This is a genomic window from Sphingomonas profundi (assembly GCF_009739515.1).
Classification (GTDB): Bacteria; Pseudomonadota; Alphaproteobacteria; order Sphingomonadales; family Sphingomonadaceae; genus Alterirhizorhabdus; species Alterirhizorhabdus profundi.
Genome location: NZ_CP046535.1, coordinates 617,392 through 635,358, shown reverse-complemented (window position 1 = coordinate 635,358; position 17,967 = coordinate 617,392). Strand labels below are relative to the sequence as shown.

At 64.5% G+C, this 17,967-nt stretch carries 15 protein-coding genes and 2 pseudogenes; 6 read left to right on the top strand and 11 right to left on the bottom strand.

The genetic code is table 11. From position 1 onward, the window contains the following. The first annotated feature begins 190 nt into the window (after positions 1–190). Complete coding sequence (locus tag GNT64_RS02935; RefSeq protein WP_156678154.1) at positions 191–2,671, top strand: PAS domain-containing sensor histidine kinase; 2,481 nt, start codon at positions 191–193, stop codon at positions 2,669–2,671. Positions 2,672–3,016: 345 nt separating this feature from the next. Here GNT64_RS02935 and GNT64_RS02930 read toward each other — a convergent pair whose 3' ends face one another. Next, positions 3,017–3,253 carry a DUF6894 family protein gene (locus GNT64_RS02930; RefSeq protein WP_422396647.1) on the bottom strand — a complete coding sequence of 79 codons (237 nt, stop codon included), beginning with the start codon at positions 3,251–3,253 and terminating at the stop codon, positions 3,017–3,019. 495 nt (positions 3,254–3,748) lie between these two features. Continuing rightward, positions 3,749–3,892: a hypothetical protein gene (locus GNT64_RS22385; RefSeq protein WP_231639622.1), complete on the bottom strand. Its 144-nt coding sequence runs from the start codon at positions 3,890–3,892 to the stop codon at positions 3,749–3,751. Between GNT64_RS22385 and GNT64_RS22380 the strand changes: the two genes are divergently transcribed. Continuing rightward, positions 3,821–4,021 carry a hypothetical protein gene (locus GNT64_RS22380; protein WP_231639215.1) on the top strand — a complete coding sequence of 67 codons (201 nt, stop codon included), beginning with the start codon at positions 3,821–3,823 and terminating at the stop codon, positions 4,019–4,021. The genes GNT64_RS22385 and GNT64_RS22380 overlap by 72 nt on opposite strands. 57 nt (positions 4,022–4,078) lie before the next feature. Here GNT64_RS22380 and GNT64_RS02920 read toward each other — a convergent pair. From GNT64_RS02920 to GNT64_RS02895, 6 genes are all read right to left on the bottom strand, one after another. Further along, positions 4,079–5,250 (bottom strand): IS3 family transposase gene (locus tag GNT64_RS02920; RefSeq protein WP_156678152.1). Its coding sequence is split into 2 segments (ribosomal slippage): positions 4,079–4,995 and positions 4,995–5,250, totalling 1,173 coding nucleotides; the frame shifts between segments, so codons are not numbered across the junction. A gap of 60 nt (positions 5,251–5,310) precedes the next feature. After that, on the bottom strand, positions 5,311–5,748 hold the full coding sequence (locus GNT64_RS02915) for a recombinase family protein (protein ID WP_479683743.1): 438 nt from the start codon (positions 5,746–5,748) through the stop codon (positions 5,311–5,313). Positions 5,749–6,037: 289 nt separating this feature from the next. Continuing rightward, on the bottom strand, positions 6,038–6,391 hold the full coding sequence (locus GNT64_RS02910) for an ArsR/SmtB family transcription factor (protein WP_156678151.1): 354 nt from the start codon (positions 6,389–6,391) through the stop codon (positions 6,038–6,040). A 1-nt stretch (position 6,392) separates the two neighbouring features. Then, the gene (locus GNT64_RS02905) at positions 6,393–6,866 is read right to left on the bottom strand and encodes an SRPBCC domain-containing protein (protein ID WP_156678150.1); all 474 of its coding nucleotides are present in this window, start codon (positions 6,864–6,866) and stop codon (positions 6,393–6,395) included. Positions 6,867–7,028: 162 nt separating this feature from the next. Continuing rightward, complete coding sequence (locus tag GNT64_RS02900) at positions 7,029–8,144, bottom strand: NADH:flavin oxidoreductase/NADH oxidase (RefSeq protein WP_156678149.1); 1,116 nt, start codon at positions 8,142–8,144, stop codon at positions 7,029–7,031. 43 nt (positions 8,145–8,187) lie between these two features. Next, positions 8,188–8,793, bottom strand: coding sequence for an SRPBCC family protein (locus GNT64_RS02895; RefSeq protein ID WP_231639213.1), 606 nt, complete (start codon positions 8,791–8,793; stop codon positions 8,188–8,190). A 4-nt stretch (positions 8,794–8,797) separates the two neighbouring features. Between GNT64_RS02895 and GNT64_RS02890 the strand changes: the two genes are divergently transcribed. The 3 genes and pseudogenes from GNT64_RS02890 (at position 8,798) to istB (ending at position 12,126) form a co-directional block, all read left to right on the top strand. Beyond that, entirely contained in the window at positions 8,798–9,703 is a 906-nt protein-coding gene (locus tag GNT64_RS02890) for a LysR family transcriptional regulator (RefSeq protein ID WP_156678148.1), read from the top strand. Between the two features lie 191 nt (positions 9,704–9,894). Next, positions 9,895–11,459 (top strand): annotated as a pseudogene (gene istA, locus GNT64_RS02885) (IS21 family transposase). After that, positions 11,392–12,126, top strand: coding sequence for an IS21-like element helper ATPase IstB (istB, locus tag GNT64_RS02880; protein WP_156677938.1), 735 nt, complete (start codon positions 11,392–11,394; stop codon positions 12,124–12,126). The pseudogene istA and the gene istB overlap by 68 nt, the downstream one beginning before the upstream one ends. A gap of 245 nt (positions 12,127–12,371) precedes the next feature. Here the strand turns inward: istB and GNT64_RS22255 are convergent. From GNT64_RS22255 to GNT64_RS02865, 3 genes and pseudogenes are all read right to left on the bottom strand, one after another. Next, a pseudogene (locus GNT64_RS22255) lies at positions 12,372–12,944 on the bottom strand (SDR family NAD(P)-dependent oxidoreductase); the annotation flags it as partial. Then, entirely contained in the window at positions 12,944–13,519 is a 576-nt protein-coding gene (locus GNT64_RS02870; protein ID WP_156678146.1) for a TetR family transcriptional regulator, read from the bottom strand. The gene GNT64_RS02870 and the pseudogene GNT64_RS22255, both read right to left, overlap by 1 nt. Next, positions 13,516–14,142 carry a glutathione S-transferase family protein gene (locus GNT64_RS02865; RefSeq protein ID WP_197277260.1) on the bottom strand — a complete coding sequence of 209 codons (627 nt, stop codon included), beginning with the start codon at positions 14,140–14,142 and terminating at the stop codon, positions 13,516–13,518. Before GNT64_RS02865 ends, GNT64_RS02870 begins: the two co-directional genes overlap by 4 nt. Before the next feature lie 1,081 nt (positions 14,143–15,223). On the opposite strand from GNT64_RS02865, the gene GNT64_RS02860 reads away from it, so the two are divergent. After that, complete coding sequence (locus tag GNT64_RS02860; RefSeq protein WP_156678144.1) at positions 15,224–17,851, top strand: PAS domain-containing protein; 2,628 nt, start codon at positions 15,224–15,226, stop codon at positions 17,849–17,851. Positions 17,852–17,967: the final 116 nt, after the last annotated feature.

The following is a 17,967-nucleotide window of genomic DNA, read 5'->3' as shown; positions in this document are numbered from 1 at the left end:
TCCAAAGCTCAGGCAGGGGCACAGCGTCCCCGCTTCCCTGCCTGCTGATATCATAACTCACGTCGACTACGAGAGGGCGCGCGCAAGCCAGTAGGAACGGCCTTATCGTTTCCAATTTTTATGGTTTTTTGGGAAGCGCTGGCCGGCGCAAACAATGGCCGCAACGAGCAGAGTATCCTAAGCTTGGGGCATGACCGACCCACTTTTGTTCACAGGCACGGACGAAGCCGCCCGCCAGTTGCGCGAGTTCGATTGCGTCGCCTCGCCGCTCGGGCCGCAGGATCGCTGGCCCGTCGCCTTCCGGCTCGCTCTGTCCTTCATCCTGGCTTCGCCTGAACCGATGTGGATGGCATGGGGACCGGATCAGCTATTCTTCTTCAACGAAGCCTATGCGCCCCAGCTCTCCAACCGGCTGAACGGTGCGATGGGGAGCCTCTTCGCCAAGGTATGGGCGGACGTCTACGACGACGTGCGCGACGCCGTCGACCGCACCTTTGCGGGCGAGACGTTCAAGTTCGTGGATCGGCCGTTCACGATGGACCGCGACGGCCGCGTCACCGAGACATTCTGGACGTACACCTACGCGCCTTTCCGTGACGAACGAGGAGCGGTCGTCGCGCTGGTTTCCACCGCCATGGAGCAGACGCAGCGCAAAGAGCGGGAGCTTGCAGACCTGCGCATTCGGACGCGGACCGAGGTGGCGCTGCGGGTCGGCAAACTCGGCGCATTCTCGTGGAGTCCGACCACCGGCGCCCTCGATCTGGACGCTCGTGGAAGAGAGATTTTCGGCTTGCCCGAAGAGGGAGCCCTGACCGAAGCGCACATCTTCGACCGCATGGTGCCGGAAGACAAGGACCGCGCAGAAGCCGAAACCGGGGCCGCTGTCGGGCGGACAGGTCCGGACCCGCTCGTAGCGGGTCAGTCCCTCGACATGAACTACGACATCATCGTGCCCGATGGGTCACGGCGATCGATCGCCAGCAGCGGCACCGTCGTCCAAGACGACGATGGCACGTATCGCATGGTGGGCGCCTTCAACGATGTCACCGCCTACAAACAAGCGGAAGCGCGGCTCCGGGCAGCCAATGTGACGTTGGAAAACCGTGTCGAGGAAGGCTCGGTGGCGCTGCGCCTGTATCAGGATATCGTGCAGTCGGACCCGAACCCGGTCTGCGCCTTCGACACGGGCCATGTCATCATCGCCTTCAACGACGCCTTCAGTGCCGAGTTCTTCCGGGTGTACGGCCACAGGGCACAAGTCGGCGAAACCTTTCCCGACCTCTTCCTCCCCGATCAGGGTGCGCTGATCGGGGGCTACCTTGATCGCGCGCTTGCCGGCGAGGATTTCACCGTCACCGAACGGTTTGGCCACCCGGATCATGCGGTGCCGATGTGGGAGATCATCTACAATCCGCTGCGCGATGTGGAGGGCCGCATCATCGGCGCCGTCCAGCACGGCGTCGATATCAACGACCGAACGAAGGCGCAGGAGGAGCTGGCACAGGCGCAGGAGCAGCTACGCCAGAGCCAGAAGCTCGATGCGATCGGGCAGCTCACCGGCGGGGTCGCGCACGACTTCAACAACCTGCTGACCGTCATTCGGGGATCGGTCGACCTGTTGCGGCGCGGAAATCTCACCGAAGCCAAGCGGTCGCGCTACATCGACGCGATCGGCGACACGGCCGATCGCGCCGCCAAGCTGACCAGCCAGCTTCTCGCCTTCGCACGCCGGCAGGCGTTGCAATCGGAGGTGTTCGACGCCGGGACCTCGCTGGAAGAGGTCGCCACCATGGTTCGCACCATGACCGGATCGCGCATCACGCTGGACATCAAGGTGCCCGAGACGGCCTTCTTCATCAACGCGGACCGGAGCCAGTTCGACACCGCCATCGTCAACATGGGGATCAACGCTCGCGACGCGATGGGCGGCGAGGGCGGGCTGACGATCGCCACGGGGCCGGTGTCGGGCATTCCGGCGCTACGGGGGCACGCCGCCCAGGTCGGCGATTTCGTGGCCTTCACCATTTCCGACACGGGCAGCGGCATCCCGGCCGATGTGATCGAACGCATCTTCGAGCCGTTCTTCACGACCAAGGGTGTCGGGCACGGGACCGGTCTCGGGCTCAGCCAGGTCATCGGCTTCGCCAAGCAGTCGGGCGGCGACATAAAGGTCGACAGCGTGCCGGGCGAGGGCACCACCTTCACTCTCTATCTTCCGCGCGCCTATCCGGACGGGGGAGCGGTGATCGGCTTGGACGCTATCGAGCAGATCGACGGAAGCGGCGTCTGCGTCCTGGTGGTCGAGGACAACGAACAGGTCGGCGAGTTCGCGGTCGCGGCGCTGCGCGAGATCGGCTTCGACACCGTGCTGGCGACGGACGGGCGCGCCGCACTCAAGCTGCTCGGCGAGGATTGCGGCCGCTTCCACGTCATCTTCTCGGACGTGGTGATGCCCGGCATGGGAGGGATCGAGTTGGGCGGCGAAGTTCGCCGCCTTTACCCCGACGTACCGATCATCCTGACCAGCGGCTACAGCCATGTGCTGTCGCAGAACGGGCAGCACGGCTTCGAGCTGCTGCACAAACCCTACTCGGTGGAGCAGCTGTCGCATGTCCTGCGGAAGGCAATTACCTGGCAGGTCAGGAAACGGCAGCCGAGCCAGACTAGTTAGCGCCTTTCTGAAATCGATAGGTAAGTGAAAAAGCCGCCTCTTCTTACCTAAGGCGTCGGCGGCATACGTCGTTCGTCGGCCTCGGCGCTCGTGGCGGTCGCCAATTCCTCGTAGCGCGTCGCCATTTCCAAGTGGATTCGGGCGATACTCGGATTGGCGGCGCTTTCCGCGAGTTCGCGCGAGTGTCGAGCGCGACGAAGATAGTAGTCTTGGTTGTTTAGGTCCGTCATCGCTCACGCCTCCTGCCGCGAGTTTTACGGCACCGCCGCGCTGTGACTCAAGCCCGGCAGAGTTAGGGAATGGGGCGGCAAGTCAGGCAATGGCAGCGGAGGTCATGGAGACGGCTTAGAAGGTCTCGACCTCGGCATATGCCTTGATAACCGCTACCTTAGTGCCATTGGTTCGCTCGACCGTCACCATCACGCGGGGTTTGGTGCGCCCATCGGTCAGTTCGTCCATGAGAACCTCGCCCGCGGTACTACCCGCTTCCTTCACCGCAATGGTGTCATCGGCCACCTCGCGTCCGTCGATATCGGCGCTCGGACCCGAGCTACTTTCAAGATGAAAATGATAGCGAGGCATCCTGTCACCTGGCTGTTGCGCACTGTTTTGGAACTTGAACGAGGACCATTCCGTAAGCAAGGGTGAGGCCTATCGATCCTCCTGTTACAGCGTTAGATGAGTACGTCTCGTTATTGGCGACCCTCGAAGCATGGAACGGCCAGCGAGACGCCCCGGACCGTTCCGTATGAGATGGCTGATCCGGCACGATGAACGGGCTCGGCTGACACCCGTGAGGGATCGGCTATAATGCGATTACGATGTTGATTGCCGCCGGGATCAGCCTAGGCCGATGTGGTCGTCCGCATTCACCGGTAGGCGCGAACGATTCGGAGATGCGTGTGCTCTGGCCTATAGCTGGAGACACACGCGTGAGGCCCAGCAAGTTCATCCCACACCAAGAACGTCGCCTCGGTCGCCCCCTGTCCGAGCACGAGCGATTAGCGGGGCGCTGGAGGCGCCGGTAGGTCTCATGCGATGTACGCCTGAAAAGGCCCATATTGCGCGTCCGACCGATCATCGCTGCAGGTCGCTACAGCTATCCGGGCCTATGTCGGTCGCGGCCAATGACGGGGCTGTCTTGGCTCTGTGGATCGCCGTCACGCGCTTGACCTGAGCAATACTGCACCCTGCCAGTTCGGCTGTGCGCGCAATGCTTATGCCCGCATCGCGCAGGCCGATGATCCGGCGGTGATGAGCAATGTCGGGTTTGCGGCCGGTATAGCGACCTGCCCGCTTGGCAAGCTCAATCCCTTCGCGCTGGCGTTCGCGCCGAGTTTCGTAATCTGAGGTGGTCCCGCCTTCCTGGACAGTTTGGCGGCTGAGCTAAGCGATACCCCGGTTGGTTTACGCCGCCATTCTGGTGAGCGCCATATCCGGGGCATGCCCCGGATATGGCGTTGCGCCGTCTCGCCCGTACACCTCGTCCGGCGTTCGGCCGGCGAGGCGGGAGTGAGGCCGCTGCCCGTTGTAATAGTCGAACCACCTGCCGAGCCCGGTACGCAGCTCGGAGCCGGTTTCGAAGGCGTTCAGGTAGACGCACTCGTACTTCAGCGACCGCCAGAGCCGCTCGATGAACACGTTGTCCATCCAGCGACCACGCCCGTCCATGCTAATCCGCACCTCGGCGTCGCGCAGAACGCCCGTGAAGTCGGTGCTGGTGAACTGGCTGCCCTGGTCCGTGTTGAAGATTTCTGGCCTGCCGAAGCGCATCAGCGCTTCCTGCAAAGCATCGGCACAAAACGCCGCGTCCATCGTGTTCGACAGCCGCCAGGCAAGCACCTTTCGTGATGCCCAATCCATGACGGCGACGAGGTAGAGGAAGCCCCGCCGCATCGGCAGGTAGGTGATGTCGGCACACCAGACGTGACCCGGCCGGGTGATCTCCAGATTGCGCAGCAGATACGGGTAGATGCGATGCTCCGGGTGCGGGTCGCTCGTCCGCGGGCGCTGGTAGATGGGCGCAAGCCCCATCCTGGCCATCAGGCGCCGCGCTCGCCGACGCCCGACCGCATGGCCGAGCCGCTGAAGGTGCCGTGCCATCTGGCGGCTGCCATACCAGGGATGATCGAGGAACGAGGCGTCGATCACCGCCATCAGCGCCAGCGTCTCCCCCGTTTCTGGCACCGGCGCATAGTAGAAGGACGACCGGCTGATCGACACCAGCCGGCACTGCGCCGCGATCGACAGGCTGGCATGCTCCCGCTCGATCATCTGCCGCCGTCGCGCAATGCTCATCGCGCGTACCCCTTCGACAAAAAATCCCGCTCCACCACCAGCTGTCCGATCTTCGCGTGCAGCTTCTCGATCTCGGTGTCGCCCGCGGCCTTGGCCGCTTCGGTCGCGCCCGAAAAGGTCGCGGCCATGCCCTCGATCGCCTGCCGCTTCCACGTCGCGATCATCGTCGGGTGGATGCCGTGCTTAGTTGCCAGCTCGGCCAGCGTCAGGTCCCCCCGGATCGCCTCCAGCGCCACCTTGGCCTTGAACTCGCCCGTGTACCGCTTCCGCGTCGTCCTCATTGCCGTCCATCCCTCACGCCCGGGATAGCTTAGCCTCCTGTCCAGATACCCGGCACCACCTCAATCATCGCGCGCCGTCTGAAGCGCGACGCGCAGCAGCATGTCTTGCACCGCCTCAAGCACAATGCGAGCAACGCCAGAGCTGTCGGCGACGAGATCGGACAGATCGACGATCCCCGGCACCGCAAGTCGAGCCCCCTTTCCCCGGATCGTCGCCACCAACAGTTCCGCCTCTGCGAGCGGCAGCCGGCTGATCCGGTCGATCTTCTCCGCCACCACCACTTCGCCGGCTTGCAGGTCCGCGATCATGCGCAACAGCTCCGGTCGATCGGGTCGAGCGCCCGACGCCTTCTCCCGGTAAACCGCTGCCACGTAGAAGCCGGCTGCACGCGTGCCAGCGACAATCGCTTCCTGGCGGGCAAGATCCTGCTCTTCCGTGCTGACACGCAGGTACACCCGCGCTGCCTGGATTGGATTTAGCTTTTCCTGTTCGATCATAGATCCTCGGCTCGACTGGGTATACCCAACTGAGCGGGTGGCCAATCTAGCTGCGCCGGAAGCAGCGTGACCAAGAACGCATCGAGACCATCTTACTCATCTTTCATGAACGGCCTAGCCGCGCGTTCAGCTTAGAATACAAGCTTCGGCCGAGAGGCTTTCTTGTCGTGCAGCGCCCGATCGATGCACGCTGCCCTACCCTTTCGCCATTCCCGTAAACGATGGTGAAATGGGAAAGCGTATGATTCCCAAACCCGTGTTACACGCCGAAGCGGGCAGCCAGCGCCGCCTATCGATCGCCTTCCTGTCGATCAGACAGTACCGATCCCAGTGCATCGAGCCGTCTGTCCCAGGCTGATCGCCGTGCGCCTAACCATTGCTCGACGCTCTTCAAGCCATTGTAGTCAAGCTGGCAGGACCTGACACGGCCCAGCTTGCTGCTGGTCACCAACCCTGCCTCCTCGAGAACCCGGAGGTGCTGACCGACAGCTGTAAGCGTGATTTCGGACATGTCGGCCAACGCCGACACGGCATGCGGGCGCTCGCCCAGCCATTCAACCATGCGACGCCGCGTCGGATCACCCAGCGCATTGAGCAGCAGATCGATCGGCTCGGCGTCCACCTTTCGGCGTGGCCGCGCCATGTCAGTCCGCCAGCGAGCGGCCGAGCCGACCCAGCAGGTCGCGCCAGCCCTGCTCACGCATGGCGGGACCGTCGGAGCCCTCGAAGAACACACCCTGGAACGTGCAGGTGAGGGCCGTTCCGTCGTCCGCCTCCGCAATCTCGATCGTCTCCAGCGCAACCGAAATTGGCCTGCCCGCGATCGCCCTGCGCGACGCTATGATAATCCGCTCTCCGTCAACGATGTCGTGAAAGACGCCGTCGTTCGTCAGCTCTACGCCGGGAAAGGGCGTATCCGGCCCGAACAGATAGGTGAGCCGCTCGGCACCACCGACGCGGAAGTCGCTCTCGAAGGCCTTGATTTCATGCGTATCACTTTCCGCATACCAGCTCTTCTTGATCGCGGGATCGGCGCACGCGGCGAACACCTTGGCGGGCGCTGCGGCGTAGCGCCGCTCGATAGTGAAGTTGCCATGCACGGCGGCAGGATTTGTCATGTCCAGCTCCTTACTGCGGTAACTGCTTCACTATAAAGAGCGTTCCAAAAGGTGAAGTACAAACCTCAGAGTCTACTTTCACCTGCCGGTTTTTGCAAAAAGAAGTGGTCAGGAACATGGCGCGGGCGTTCGCGGGGTCGATGGTGTGTCAGGATTGACAGCCTATTGCGGCGCCGCCTTCCCGATGCCGCGATATCGCTCCAGCCAATACGCATAGGGAGCGGGAAGCACCCACGACGGCCGCTGCTCGTTCAACGCAAGTGCGGCGACGTAGGGGTAGTGCGGATCGGCAAGGTGCGCGCGCGCGATCATTACAAGGTCAAGCAGGTCCAGCTCGACAGCGGCATTGGCGGCCTTGGGATCGTCGATGCACCATCCTGTCGCGACGGGAAGGCCCGTTTCCTGCCGCACGCGCCCGGCATAGGGTGCCATGAATCCTTCGGCCCAAGGCGTCTTGCCCTTGATCGTCGAGAAACCGATACTGACATTGAGCATATCGAGTCCGCGCTCGCGAAACGCCTTCACGAGCGCGATCGACTCTTCCAGTGCCTCGTCGTCGCGACCGTCGAACTCGATCACGCCGAAGCGGGCGGTGAGCGGCAGGTGCTCGGGCCATACCGCGCGCACCGCCTCCAACGTCTCCGTGAGGAACCGTCCACGACCGTGCCAATCCCCGCCATAGGCGTCCGTCCGCTTGTTGGCGTGAACCGAGAAGAAGCTCTGTGCGAGATAGCCGTGCGCAAAATGCAGCTCCAGCCATTCGAACCCGGCTGCGAGTGCCCGCCTGGCGGCAGACACGAAGTCGGCCTTGACCCGCTCGATATCGGCCAGCGTCATTTCGCGTGGGGTCCGCGACAGCCCGCCACCGAAGGCGATCGGTGAGGGGGAGATCGTCTCCCAGCCGGACGGATCGCCCGCCGGGATATGATCGTCGCCCTCCCACGGCCGGTTGGCGCTGGCCTTGCGCCCGGCATGGCCGATCTGGATGCCTGGCACTGACCCTTCGGCTTTGATCTCGGCCGCGATGCGCGCCATGCCCTCGATCTGGCCGTCGTCCCACAGGCCGGTGCAACCGGGAGTGATGCGGCCATCGGGCGAGACACCGGTCGCCTCGACGATCACCAGCCCCGCCCCGCCCCGTGCGATCGAGGGGTAATGCACCCAGTGCCAGCGGTTGGTGAGCCCATCGATGGCGCTGTACTGGCACATCGGCGGTACCGCGATGCGGTTGCGAAGCGTCACGCCCTTGAGCGTGAAGGGCTGGAAGAGAGCGGACATGCATGTTCCTCGTGAGATGTCGTGGCGATCGGCTGCGAAAGGCTCAGCCCTTCGCCTTGCGGGCGGCGGAGACGAGACCGTCGAGCCAGTCCTGATGCCCGTTGATCATCGGGTTCGGCTTGGTGGTTGCCAGGTCCTTGGCAGGCCGGCCGTTCTGCGTTTCCTGCGTCAGAATGCGAACGCGACCATCCGATAGGTTCTCAATCAACCAGGCATGATGCACGTCGAGGCGGGTGTCACCGTCACCCGACCAACCGTGCCAGGCGACGCGGCCGGGTTCGTCGCTCGATGGCTCGACATATTCAACTACCTCAGCATCGACCGGAAAACCGAATGTCTCAAAGTAGTAGCGCATACCCCCGGCCAGCTCGGGACCGGCGCCGTCAGGCAAGCGAATGTTGGCGCTGTTGCCGTAGTAGCCCGGCCAGCGCGACGCCTCGGCGAGAAACGGCCAGATATCTGCTGCGGACAGCCCCGCGACGATGACCTCGTTGGAGGCGAAGTTGTCGGTGAAGCCGGGGACGTAGCCGTCCGGCCAGTGGATCGCATTCATGTCGGACCTGCTTTTGTTGCGTCGGCGTGCTGCCGCTTCCCAGCAAATGGCCATCGTGGCACGATAACGCCAATAAGCCTCAACTATCAGGCGCATCAGCGTGCGTGATATCAGAACGATCGACCTCAACCTGCTCCGCGCGCTGGATGCGCTGCTCGACGAGAGACACGTCAGCAAGGCAGCCTATCGGCTCGGCGTGACCCAGCCGGCGGTCAGCGGCATGCTCACACGGCTACGCGAAAGCTTCGACGACCCCCTGTTCGTGCGCTCGCAGCGCGGCGTTCAGCCAACACTGCGGGCGCTGACGCTGGCGGCGCCCGTCAAACAGATACTGGAGGAGATCGAGGCGCTGCTCCGGCCGGCCGCCTTCGATCCGGCGACGGCGAGCTTCACGCTGACGATCGCGGCCACCGACTATGCGCTGCAAGCCATCGTGGTGCCGTTCGTGACGGCGCTGCGCCGACAGGCACCCGGTATCCGGGTTGCGACGCGACCCGTCGATAATGCGCTCGTCGCCCGGCAGTTCGAGCGCGGCGAACTCGATCTTGCGCTGATGACCCCGGACACCGCCCCACCGGACCTTCATTCGCGTCGGCTGTTCGATGAGACTTACGTCTGCGCGCTGCGCGCCGGACACCCGGATGCAGACGGCACCCTGTCGCTCGATCGTTTCTGTGCGCTCGATCACGCGCTCGTCTCCTTCTCGGGCGGCGCGTTCCACGGCGTCACCGACGAAGTGCTTGCCGGATTGCACCGGCACCGACATGTCGCGCTGTCCTTCCACAGCTTCCTGGCGCTCGCCGAGGTGCTGCGCGCGACCGACCTGATCGCCGTGGTGCCACACCGCCTTGCTGCCGGCGCGGATGGGCTGGTCTTCGTCAACCCGCCGGTCGCTGTGCCTGGCTTTACCAAGCTCGCCGTCTGGCACGGGCGTACGCACAACGACGAGGGGCAGCGCTGGATACGGGCGCTGCTGTTACAAACCTCTGGCGCGGCCCTCTCATAAGGCGCTGCGGTTTCGAGTGCGCCGTTCCCGTTGGGATCGGCGAGAGGGAATACCGCGCCGTTCGAAAATCCGCGTCCGATGTGAATCAGCGTGCAATGTTGACCCCGTTCGGGGCTGATCGGCGTGCAAAATTGACCCCCCTGAACTGAGCGGTTCACGCCCGGCGCTTTGCGCAGGAGCGGTCGGGGAGAATGCTGGTCGTGGAGACGGTGGCGCGCATCCGGCGCGAGTTCTACGTCAAGGGTAAGAGCATCAAGGAGATCGTGCGCGACCTGCGGGTGTCGCGGAACACGGTGCGCAAGGTGCTGCGGTCCGGCGAGACGGACTTCTCCTACGAGCGGACGGTGCAGCCGCTGCCGAAGCTCGGGCCATGGTCGGCGGATCTCGAGCGGCTGCTGGAGGCCAACGAGCGCAAGCAGCGGCGCGAGCGCCTGACGCTGGTCCGGGTGTACGAGGAGCTGCAGGGGCTGGGCTACCGCGGCGGCTACGATGCCGTGCGTCGCTATGCCACGGCATGGCAGCGTGAGCGGTCGGCGGTCACGGCCGCGGCCTACGTGCCGCTGAGCTTCGCGCCCGGCGAGGCCTACCAGTTCGACTGGAGCCACGAGGTCGTCGTCATCGCCGGCGCGACGACGACGGTGAAGGTTGCGCACATGCGGCTCTGCCACAGCCGGATGTTCTTCGTGCGAGCTTATCCGCGCGAGAGCCAGGAGATGGTGTTCGACGCCCACGACCGGGCGTTCGCCTTCTTCGGCGGCGCCTGTCAGCGCGGCATCTACGACAACATGAAGACCGCGGTGGACGCCATCTTCGTCGGTCGTGAGCGGCGCTACAACCGCCGCTTCCAGCAGATGTGCGGCCACTACCTCGTCGAGCCGGTGGCGTGCACGCCGGCATCGGGCTGGGAGAAGGGCCAGGTCGAGAACCAGGTCGGGCTCGTGCGCGAGCGCTTCTTCACGCCGCGGCTGCGCTTCAGGAGCTACGACGAGCTCAACGCCTGGCTGCTCGACCGCTGCACCGCCCATGCCCAGCGTGCCGCGCATCCCGAGCTCAGGGACTACACAGTCTGGCAGGTGTTCGAGGCGGCCGACCAGCCTGCGCTCATCGCCTACCGTGGTCCCTTCGACGGCTTCCACGCCTTGCCGGCGGCGGTGTCGAAGACGCTGCTGGTCCGCTTCGACTACAACAAATACTCGGTGCACGCGAAGGCGGCGGGCGCCCGGTCGAGGTGCACGCCTATGCCGAGCGCATCGTCATCCGGCAGGACGGCGAAGTCGTCGGCGAGCATGCCCGGCGCTTCGGGCGCGACCAAACGGTCTACGACCCTTGGCACTATGTGCCGGTCCTCGAGCGCAAGCCGGGTGCGCTGAGGAACGGTGCGCCCTTCAAGGACTGGCCGCTGCCGGTGGCGCTGGAACGCGTCAGGCGGAGGCTGGCGGGCCATGCCGACGGCGACCGCCAGATGGTGGGCATCCTGGCGGCGGTGACGACGGACGGACTGGACGCCGTCGAGGCGGCCTGTGCCGAGGCGCTGGCCGGCGGCACCGTCAGCCGTGACGTCGTGCTCAACGTGCTCACCCGCCAGCGCCAGACCGCCGCGCCCGCCAGCATCGCCACGCCCGAGGCTCTGCGGCTCGCCCGCGAGCCCGTCGCCGACTGCGCCCGCTACGACAGCCTGAGGAGGCCTTATGGAACGTCACGCCATCCTGGAGATGATGGGAACGCTGAAGCTCGTCGGCATGCGCCATGCCTATGACGAGGTCGTCGCCGATGCCGTGAAGCGGCAGCACTCCGCTCAGCGCGTCGTCGGCGACCTGCTCAAGGCCGAGATAGACGAGAAGCAGGCCCGCTCCATCCGCTACCAGATGACGACCGCCAAGCTGCCGCTCGCCAAGGAGCTCGCCGACTTCGACTTCGCCGGCACCGGCATCAACGAAGGCCTGGTCCGCGATCTCGGCACGGGTGCCTTCCTCGAAGCGCAGCGCAACGTCGTGCTGGTCGGCGGCACCGGGACGGGCAAGACGCATCTCGCCATCGCCATGGGCCGTGCCTGCGTGCGGGGCGGAGCGAGGGTCCGCTTCTACAACACCGTCGACCTCGTGAACCAGCTCGAGGCCGAGGCCCGTGCCGGGCGCCCCGGGCGCATCGCCGACCACCTGTCGCGGCTCGACCTCGTCATCCTCGACGAGCTTGGCTACCTGCCCTTCGCGCTCTCGGGCGGCCAGTTGCTCTTCCACCTCGTCAGCAAGCTCTACGAGCAGACCTCGGTGGTGGTGACGACCAACCTTGCCTTCGGCGAGTGGCCCACGGTCTTCGGCGACGCCAAGATGACGACCGCGCTCCTCGACCGGCTCACCCACCACTGCGACATCGTCGAGACCGGCAACGAGAGCTGGCGCTTCAAGAACCGCGAAGCCGCCTGAAACCCTTCCCCCGGACCCCCATCCCCCGGGTTGACCCGGTGGGTCCACAGGCACCTCCCACGGCCGTCACCGCCTGCGCTCGTGGCGGCGCGCGGCGCCGGCCGCGGGGCCCTCCTGTGGACTACCGGGACAACCCGGCTGCCATCAGAAAAGGGGGTCAAACTTGCACGCCGATACGGGGTCAACTTCCCGAGCCGATTGACAGTCTTGGCCAATCTGTCGGCCGCGTCGCTACCGCTTGCGTTGGAGATCATCGGCGTGTCGATCGGCCCCGGCATGACGAGGTTCACGCGGATGCGGTCGGCCGCCAGTTCGGCAGAGGCGGTGCGTGTCATGCCTGCAACCGCCGCCTTGGTGCCGGAATAGGCGATTGCTTGCGGATAGCCGCGAGTTCCAGCCTCCGAACCGATGTTGACGATGGACCCGCCCCCCGCGCGACGCATGGCAGGCACGACATGTTTCATGCCGAGCAGCACGCCCAGCTGGTTGGTACGGATGCCGTCCATCACCTCGCCTGCATCGACGTCCGTAAGCAGGCCAGTGATGGTGACGCCCGCATTGTTGACGAGGCCATCGACACGCCCGAACCGCTCCTCGGCGGTCGCGACGATCGCTTGCCACTCGGCTTCATCCCCGACATTGTGCCGTTGAAATACGGCATGGTCGCCAAGTTCGTCGGCGATGCGGGTGCCGTCCGCCTCGCTGCGGCCACCGAATACCACCTTGGCACCCGCGGCGACGAGGAGGCGCACCTCGGCTTCGCCTTGACCGCCGGTAGCGCCCGTCACGATCACGACCTTGTCCTGCAATCCTTCCATCATCCGTCTCCATTGAGCCGCGGCAATGCGGCGTAAGCGTCTTGCGTAAGGGCCAGGACGCTGCGCGCGCCGTCCAGCCGCAACCACTGCGTGACCGCGACGCGCAGGCCACCGATCGCGACCGTTGCCGCCATCGCCGCGGCGATCGGATCGGCACCTTGCCGAGCCAGCGTATCGGCGATCAGTTCCTCCCACGCGGCATATTTCTCGTGAGCACGCGCCTTGAGCGACGGAGTCGCCTCGATCAATCGCGCGACCTCAAGCGACAGGCCCTGTATATGTTCGTTATCTCCCAAGTGGCAGAGGACAGCCGATGTTGCCGCAACGAGCGGCGCCCGCCTGGTCAGTTCCGCATCTATGGCTGCGGCGAGCATCGGCCCTGTCGCCATCGACCAGGCGACGACGATGTCCTCCTTTGCCGCGAAATAGCGGAACACGGTGCGGCGGGACACGCCGGCGAGCCGAGCGATCACGTCTACCGTTGTCGCCTCAAAGCCCGCGCGAACAAATTCGGTGATAGCGGCATCGATCACGGCATTGCGACGGTCGGCCGCCAAACCCGGCCGGTTGCTCACTCAGTCCGCATTTCAACCGATCCGCCGCGTGCGACGGCCGCCTGGAACGCCGGTCGGGCCTCCAGTCGTGCAAGATATGCCGCAAGTCTGGGATGTCGGCCCCAGTCTGGCCGGGAGGACGCAACGCGCATGGCGTACCACAGCATGATGTCTGCGGCGGTCAGCGCGTTCTCGAAGAGGTAAAAGCCTTCGCCCAATTCCTCCTGGATGAAGGTGAGAACGTCGCTCCCCTCAGGACCGAGCATCCAGCGGATCGCCTCCGGCACGGACGCGCCCATCCCTTTGGTCATGTCGACGAGCAACGCCGGCATGGCGGTTGCCTCGACGAAGTGGAGAAATATGGTGTGCCGCTCGCGGGCGTCATTATCTTTAGGGACAAGCCGTCCTCCGCCTATACGGCGCAGCACCTCTTCCACGATCGCGCCGGACTCGATCAGCGTGGCGCCGTCGACATTCAGCGCAGGGGCTTTGCCGAACCGGCTCACATCACCAAGGTCAGGCGACGCCCGCATCGTTTGCGGATCGCGCTTGTGCAAGACGATCTCATAGGGCTGCCCCAGCTCCTCCAACAGCCAGAGGATGCGGTGGGAGCGGCTGGCAGGCAGATGATGAACGATAAACACCTGACTATAATGGCACCAAGTGCCATTCGTTCCCGATTTATCGGCTCTGCCGTCATTTTTATCGGATGCCTTAGTGGAGCGATGGCGTGCGCTATAGCGTACGCATGCGATCTGCACCGATTTGCTGTTCCGCGGAAAGCGGTTGAGCTACAACATATCTTAGCGGAATTGGTCGGCTTACCAGATGAAATCTAACTCTCTGCTCCCGAAGCGATAGCTGTCGGGCTTCCCAATTGGGAACCTTCAAGGGGATACCCTAACGAGATCGGTTATCCTGAGCCGTTCGTGGAGACCGCTTTCCCGAAATCTGTTCCCAAGCGCGTTTCCTGAAACGTTGTTTCGGACATGGAGAAACGGGACTTTTGCGGGCTCTCCGAACAACCGCCTTATCGCAGTGCCGCGCCGATCTGCCCGATGACCAGCACTGTTCGACGGCAGTCGCCCTGCCCTGCTCCCCTGGCTGGCCAATTAGACCATACCCTTGTGAGCCACCGCTGCGGGTACCGGCTCAGAACAGCAAGTGCCGGTCCTGCGGAGCCTGGCTAAGCGGACCGAACCTAAGTAGCTGTCCGTCATCCATAAACGCAGCTTTTGTGCCGGCGGTACATCGATCTCCGCCTGCACGCTGGCGCTCGGCTTTGCTCTCCGGTAAGAGACCGCCACCACTAATCAGCAGGTACAGCGGGGAGTCAGCCAACGGGTACAGCGCTGCGATTTTGCAGCACCGAAACCCATGGATTTCTGCGGTTTTTTACTGGCGCGTTCACCTCCCGTAGGGGTCACCATATCGTAAATTCGGGCACTCAGCTGAATTTGCGGATCGCAGTCCTCGCATCGAAATTTCACAGGCACGCAACTGCGTGCTCGATCATCTTGCGAATGGGTCGGACATGATCCGGTTGATCGCCTTCATCCTGCGGAGGCCCGAGCCGTTCAAATCGTGAACGAGCGGCCGGTCTGGCGAGGCGGCCAGGCAGTGCTGGATATTCGGTCGTGGATCGCCATCCCCGCCCGGTGCATCAGCGCAGCCCGCAGTCGATCGCCATTTCCATCCGGAATCCGGTCGGTTAGGGCAAGGGCGATGATCGATGTGGAGTGCAACGTGCAGGATCGACAGCCGTCCGAGCAGAAGCGTCAGGACGAACAACGCATCGCGACTGAGCTGGCCGGTCTGGACCGACATACCGATCCGTTCGTCGCGGCCGTGCACGCGACACGCATGCCGATGATCATCACCAACCCCCGACTGCCGGACAACCCGGTGGTCTTCGCCAACGACTCGTTCTGCCGCCTGTCCGGGTACGAACGCGAGGAGATCGTCGGACGCAACTGCCGCTTCCTCCAGGGGCCGGAGACCGATCCCGAGACGGTGAAGAAGATCCACGACGCGGTCGAACGGGTCGAGCCCATCGAGATCGACATCCGCAATCACCGCAAGGATGGCGAGCCGTTCTGGAACCGCCTCTTGATGGCACCCGTGTTCGACGCCGATCAGCAGCTCGCCTATTTTTTCGCCAGCCAGGTCGACGTGACGATCGAGCGCGAACGCCTCGCCGGGCTCCAGAGCGACAATGCGGCCCTGATGGCCGAGCTGACTACGCGTCTGCGCACGCAGCAGGAGCGCGAGCAGGAGCTCGACTTCGCGCTGAAGGCCGGTCGGTTCGGCACCTGGAGCCTCGACCTGCACAGCTACGAGCTAACGTCCTCGGACCAGTGCAAGGCGCTGTTCGGCCTGCCGCCCGAGGCGCCATTCACCTTCGAGGATCGCACGGCAGCCGTCGTCGAGGAGGATCGGGAGCGCACACGAACGGCTCTCGAGCGCACGATCAGAGAAGGAGTGGAGTACGAGGTCGAGTACCGGATCACGACCCCGTCCGGGGCTGACCGTTGGCTGGTGACCCGCGGACAGCCCTTCCTGGGCGCGGACGGCCGACCGGTTAAGCTGACGGGTGTGTCGCTCGACATCACGGCGGTGAAGCGTGCGGAGCGTCGCCGGCTCGCGCTTGCAGAGTTGGGCGATACCCTGCGCGACCTGGATGATGCTGCGGACATCTCCTTCGCCGCGGCCGAGGTCATCGGGCGCACGCTGGAAGTCAGCCGGGCCGGGTACGGCGTTGTGAACCGCAAGGCCGAGACGATCACCATCGAACGCGATTGGAACGCGCCCGGGGTGACGACCATCGCCGGCATATTGGCGTTCCGCGACTACGGCTCGTACATCGACGATCTGAAACGTGGCGAAACCGCGACAATCGAGGATGCTCGCACCGATCCGCGGACCAGCGACACCGCCCCTGCCCTGGAGGCGATCTCCGCCCGATCGTTCATCAACATGCCGCTGGTCGAACAGGGCGACATGGTCGCAATGGTCTTCGTCAACCATGAAGCGCCCAGAACATGGCAGCCCGAGGACGCCCTGTTCATTCGAGAGGTCGCCGAGAGGACGCGCGCGGCCACCGAGCGGCGCCGGGTGGAACACGAACTGGCTGATCTCGCCGCCTCGCTGGAGCAGCAGGTGGCGGCCCGTACCGCCGAACTGATGACCGCGGAGGAGGCGCTGCGACAATCACAGAAGATGGAAGCCGTCGGTCAGCTGACCGGGGGGCTCGCGCACGATTTCAACAATCTGCTTACCGTCATCCGCGGCTCGGTCGATCTCCTCCGCCGACCCGACGTCTCGCAGGAGCGCCGCGGCCGGTACATCGACGCTATCGCCGATACTGCCGACCGTGCGGCCAGGCTGACCGCGCAGCTACTCGCCTTCGCGCGGCGACAGGCGCTGAACCCGGAAGTGTTCGACGCCGGCGACAGCGTGCAGGCTATTCAGCCGATGGTCCGCACGCTGGTGGGCTCGCGCGTGTCGATCACCGTAAACGTTCCCGAAACGCCATGCATCGTCCACGCGGACCGCAGCCAGTTCGATACGGCCCTCATCAACATGGCGGTGAACGCGCGTGACGCGATGGCCGGAGAGGGGGAACTGGTCATGACGGTCGCGACCGCACGTGGCATGCCCGCCGTCCGCTCACATCCAGCGGTCGCGGGCGAGTTCGTGACCATCGCCGTTCGCGATACCGGCACGGGTATCGCCGCGGACAAGATCGAGAAGATCTTCGAGCCGTTCTTCACCACCAAGAGCGTCGGGGAAGGTACCGGGCTCGGTCTCAGCCAAGTCTTCGGCTTCACCAAGCAGTCGGGCGGGGAGGTCCTGGTCGACAGCGTCGAGGGGCAAGGCGCGACGTTCGTCATGTACCTTCCCGCGGCTCCGAAAGCAGCCGCACGTGTCGACACGCCGACGGACGAAGCGCCCGCGCTCGTGAAGGGCAGCTGCATCCTCGTGGTGGAGGACAATCCCGAGGTCGGTCTGTTCGCGACCGAGGCGCTGACGGAGATGGGCTACAACACCGTGCTCGCCGCGGACGGCAAGACGGCGCTGGAGAAGCTCGAGGCTGACGGGGCAGCGTTCGACGTGGTGTTCTCCGACGTCGTGATGCCTGGAATGAGCGGCGTCGAACTCGGTCAGGAGATCAAGCGGCGGCATCCGGATATGCCGGTCATTCTCACGAGCGGGTACAGCAGCGTGCTTGCAGAAGGTGGCACTTACGGGTTCGAGCTGTTGCACAAGCCCTATTCGGTCGACGAACTGGCAAAAATCCTCCGGACGGTGGCAGACCGCGGAACTGGTTCGGAGCCGGACGAGGCGAGCTAGCCCTCGGAACATCCCGACTGCGGCGCGTACCATCTGGTCGACCAGTTCGGCGTCCAAGCCGACGAGAATCCTTCAACGACTGGCGCGCACACCTTCCAAGATGATCGCCGCCGCCT

Excerpts from the sequence above, each read along its gene's own strand:
- GNT64_RS02935 (WP_156678154.1), top strand. The coding sequence starts at position 191 with ATGACCGACCCACTTTTGTTCACAGGCACGGACGAAGCCGCCCGCCAG.
- GNT64_RS02930 (WP_422396647.1), bottom strand. The coding sequence starts at position 3,253 with ATGCCTCGCTATCATTTTCATCTTGAAAGTAGCTCGGGTCCGAGCGCC.
- GNT64_RS02915 (WP_479683743.1), bottom strand. The coding sequence starts at position 5,748 with ATGATCGAACAGGAAAAGCTAAATCCAATCCAGGCAGCGCGGGTGTAC.
- GNT64_RS02910 (WP_156678151.1), bottom strand. The coding sequence starts at position 6,391 with ATGGCGCGGCCACGCCGAAAGGTGGACGCCGAGCCGATCGATCTGCTG.
- GNT64_RS02905 (WP_156678150.1), bottom strand. The coding sequence starts at position 6,866 with ATGACAAATCCTGCCGCCGTGCATGGCAACTTCACTATCGAGCGGCGC.
- GNT64_RS02900 (WP_156678149.1), bottom strand. The coding sequence starts at position 8,144 with ATGTCCGCTCTCTTCCAGCCCTTCACGCTCAAGGGCGTGACGCTTCGC.
- GNT64_RS02895 (WP_231639213.1), bottom strand. The coding sequence starts at position 8,793 with ATGCGCCTGATAGTTGAGGCTTATTGGCGTTATCGTGCCACGATGGCC.
- istB (WP_156677938.1), top strand. The coding sequence starts at position 11,392 with ATGGAACGTCACGCCATCCTGGAGATGATGGGAACGCTGAAGCTCGTC.
- GNT64_RS02860 (WP_156678144.1), top strand. The coding sequence starts at position 15,224 with ATGATCGATGTGGAGTGCAACGTGCAGGATCGACAGCCGTCCGAGCAG.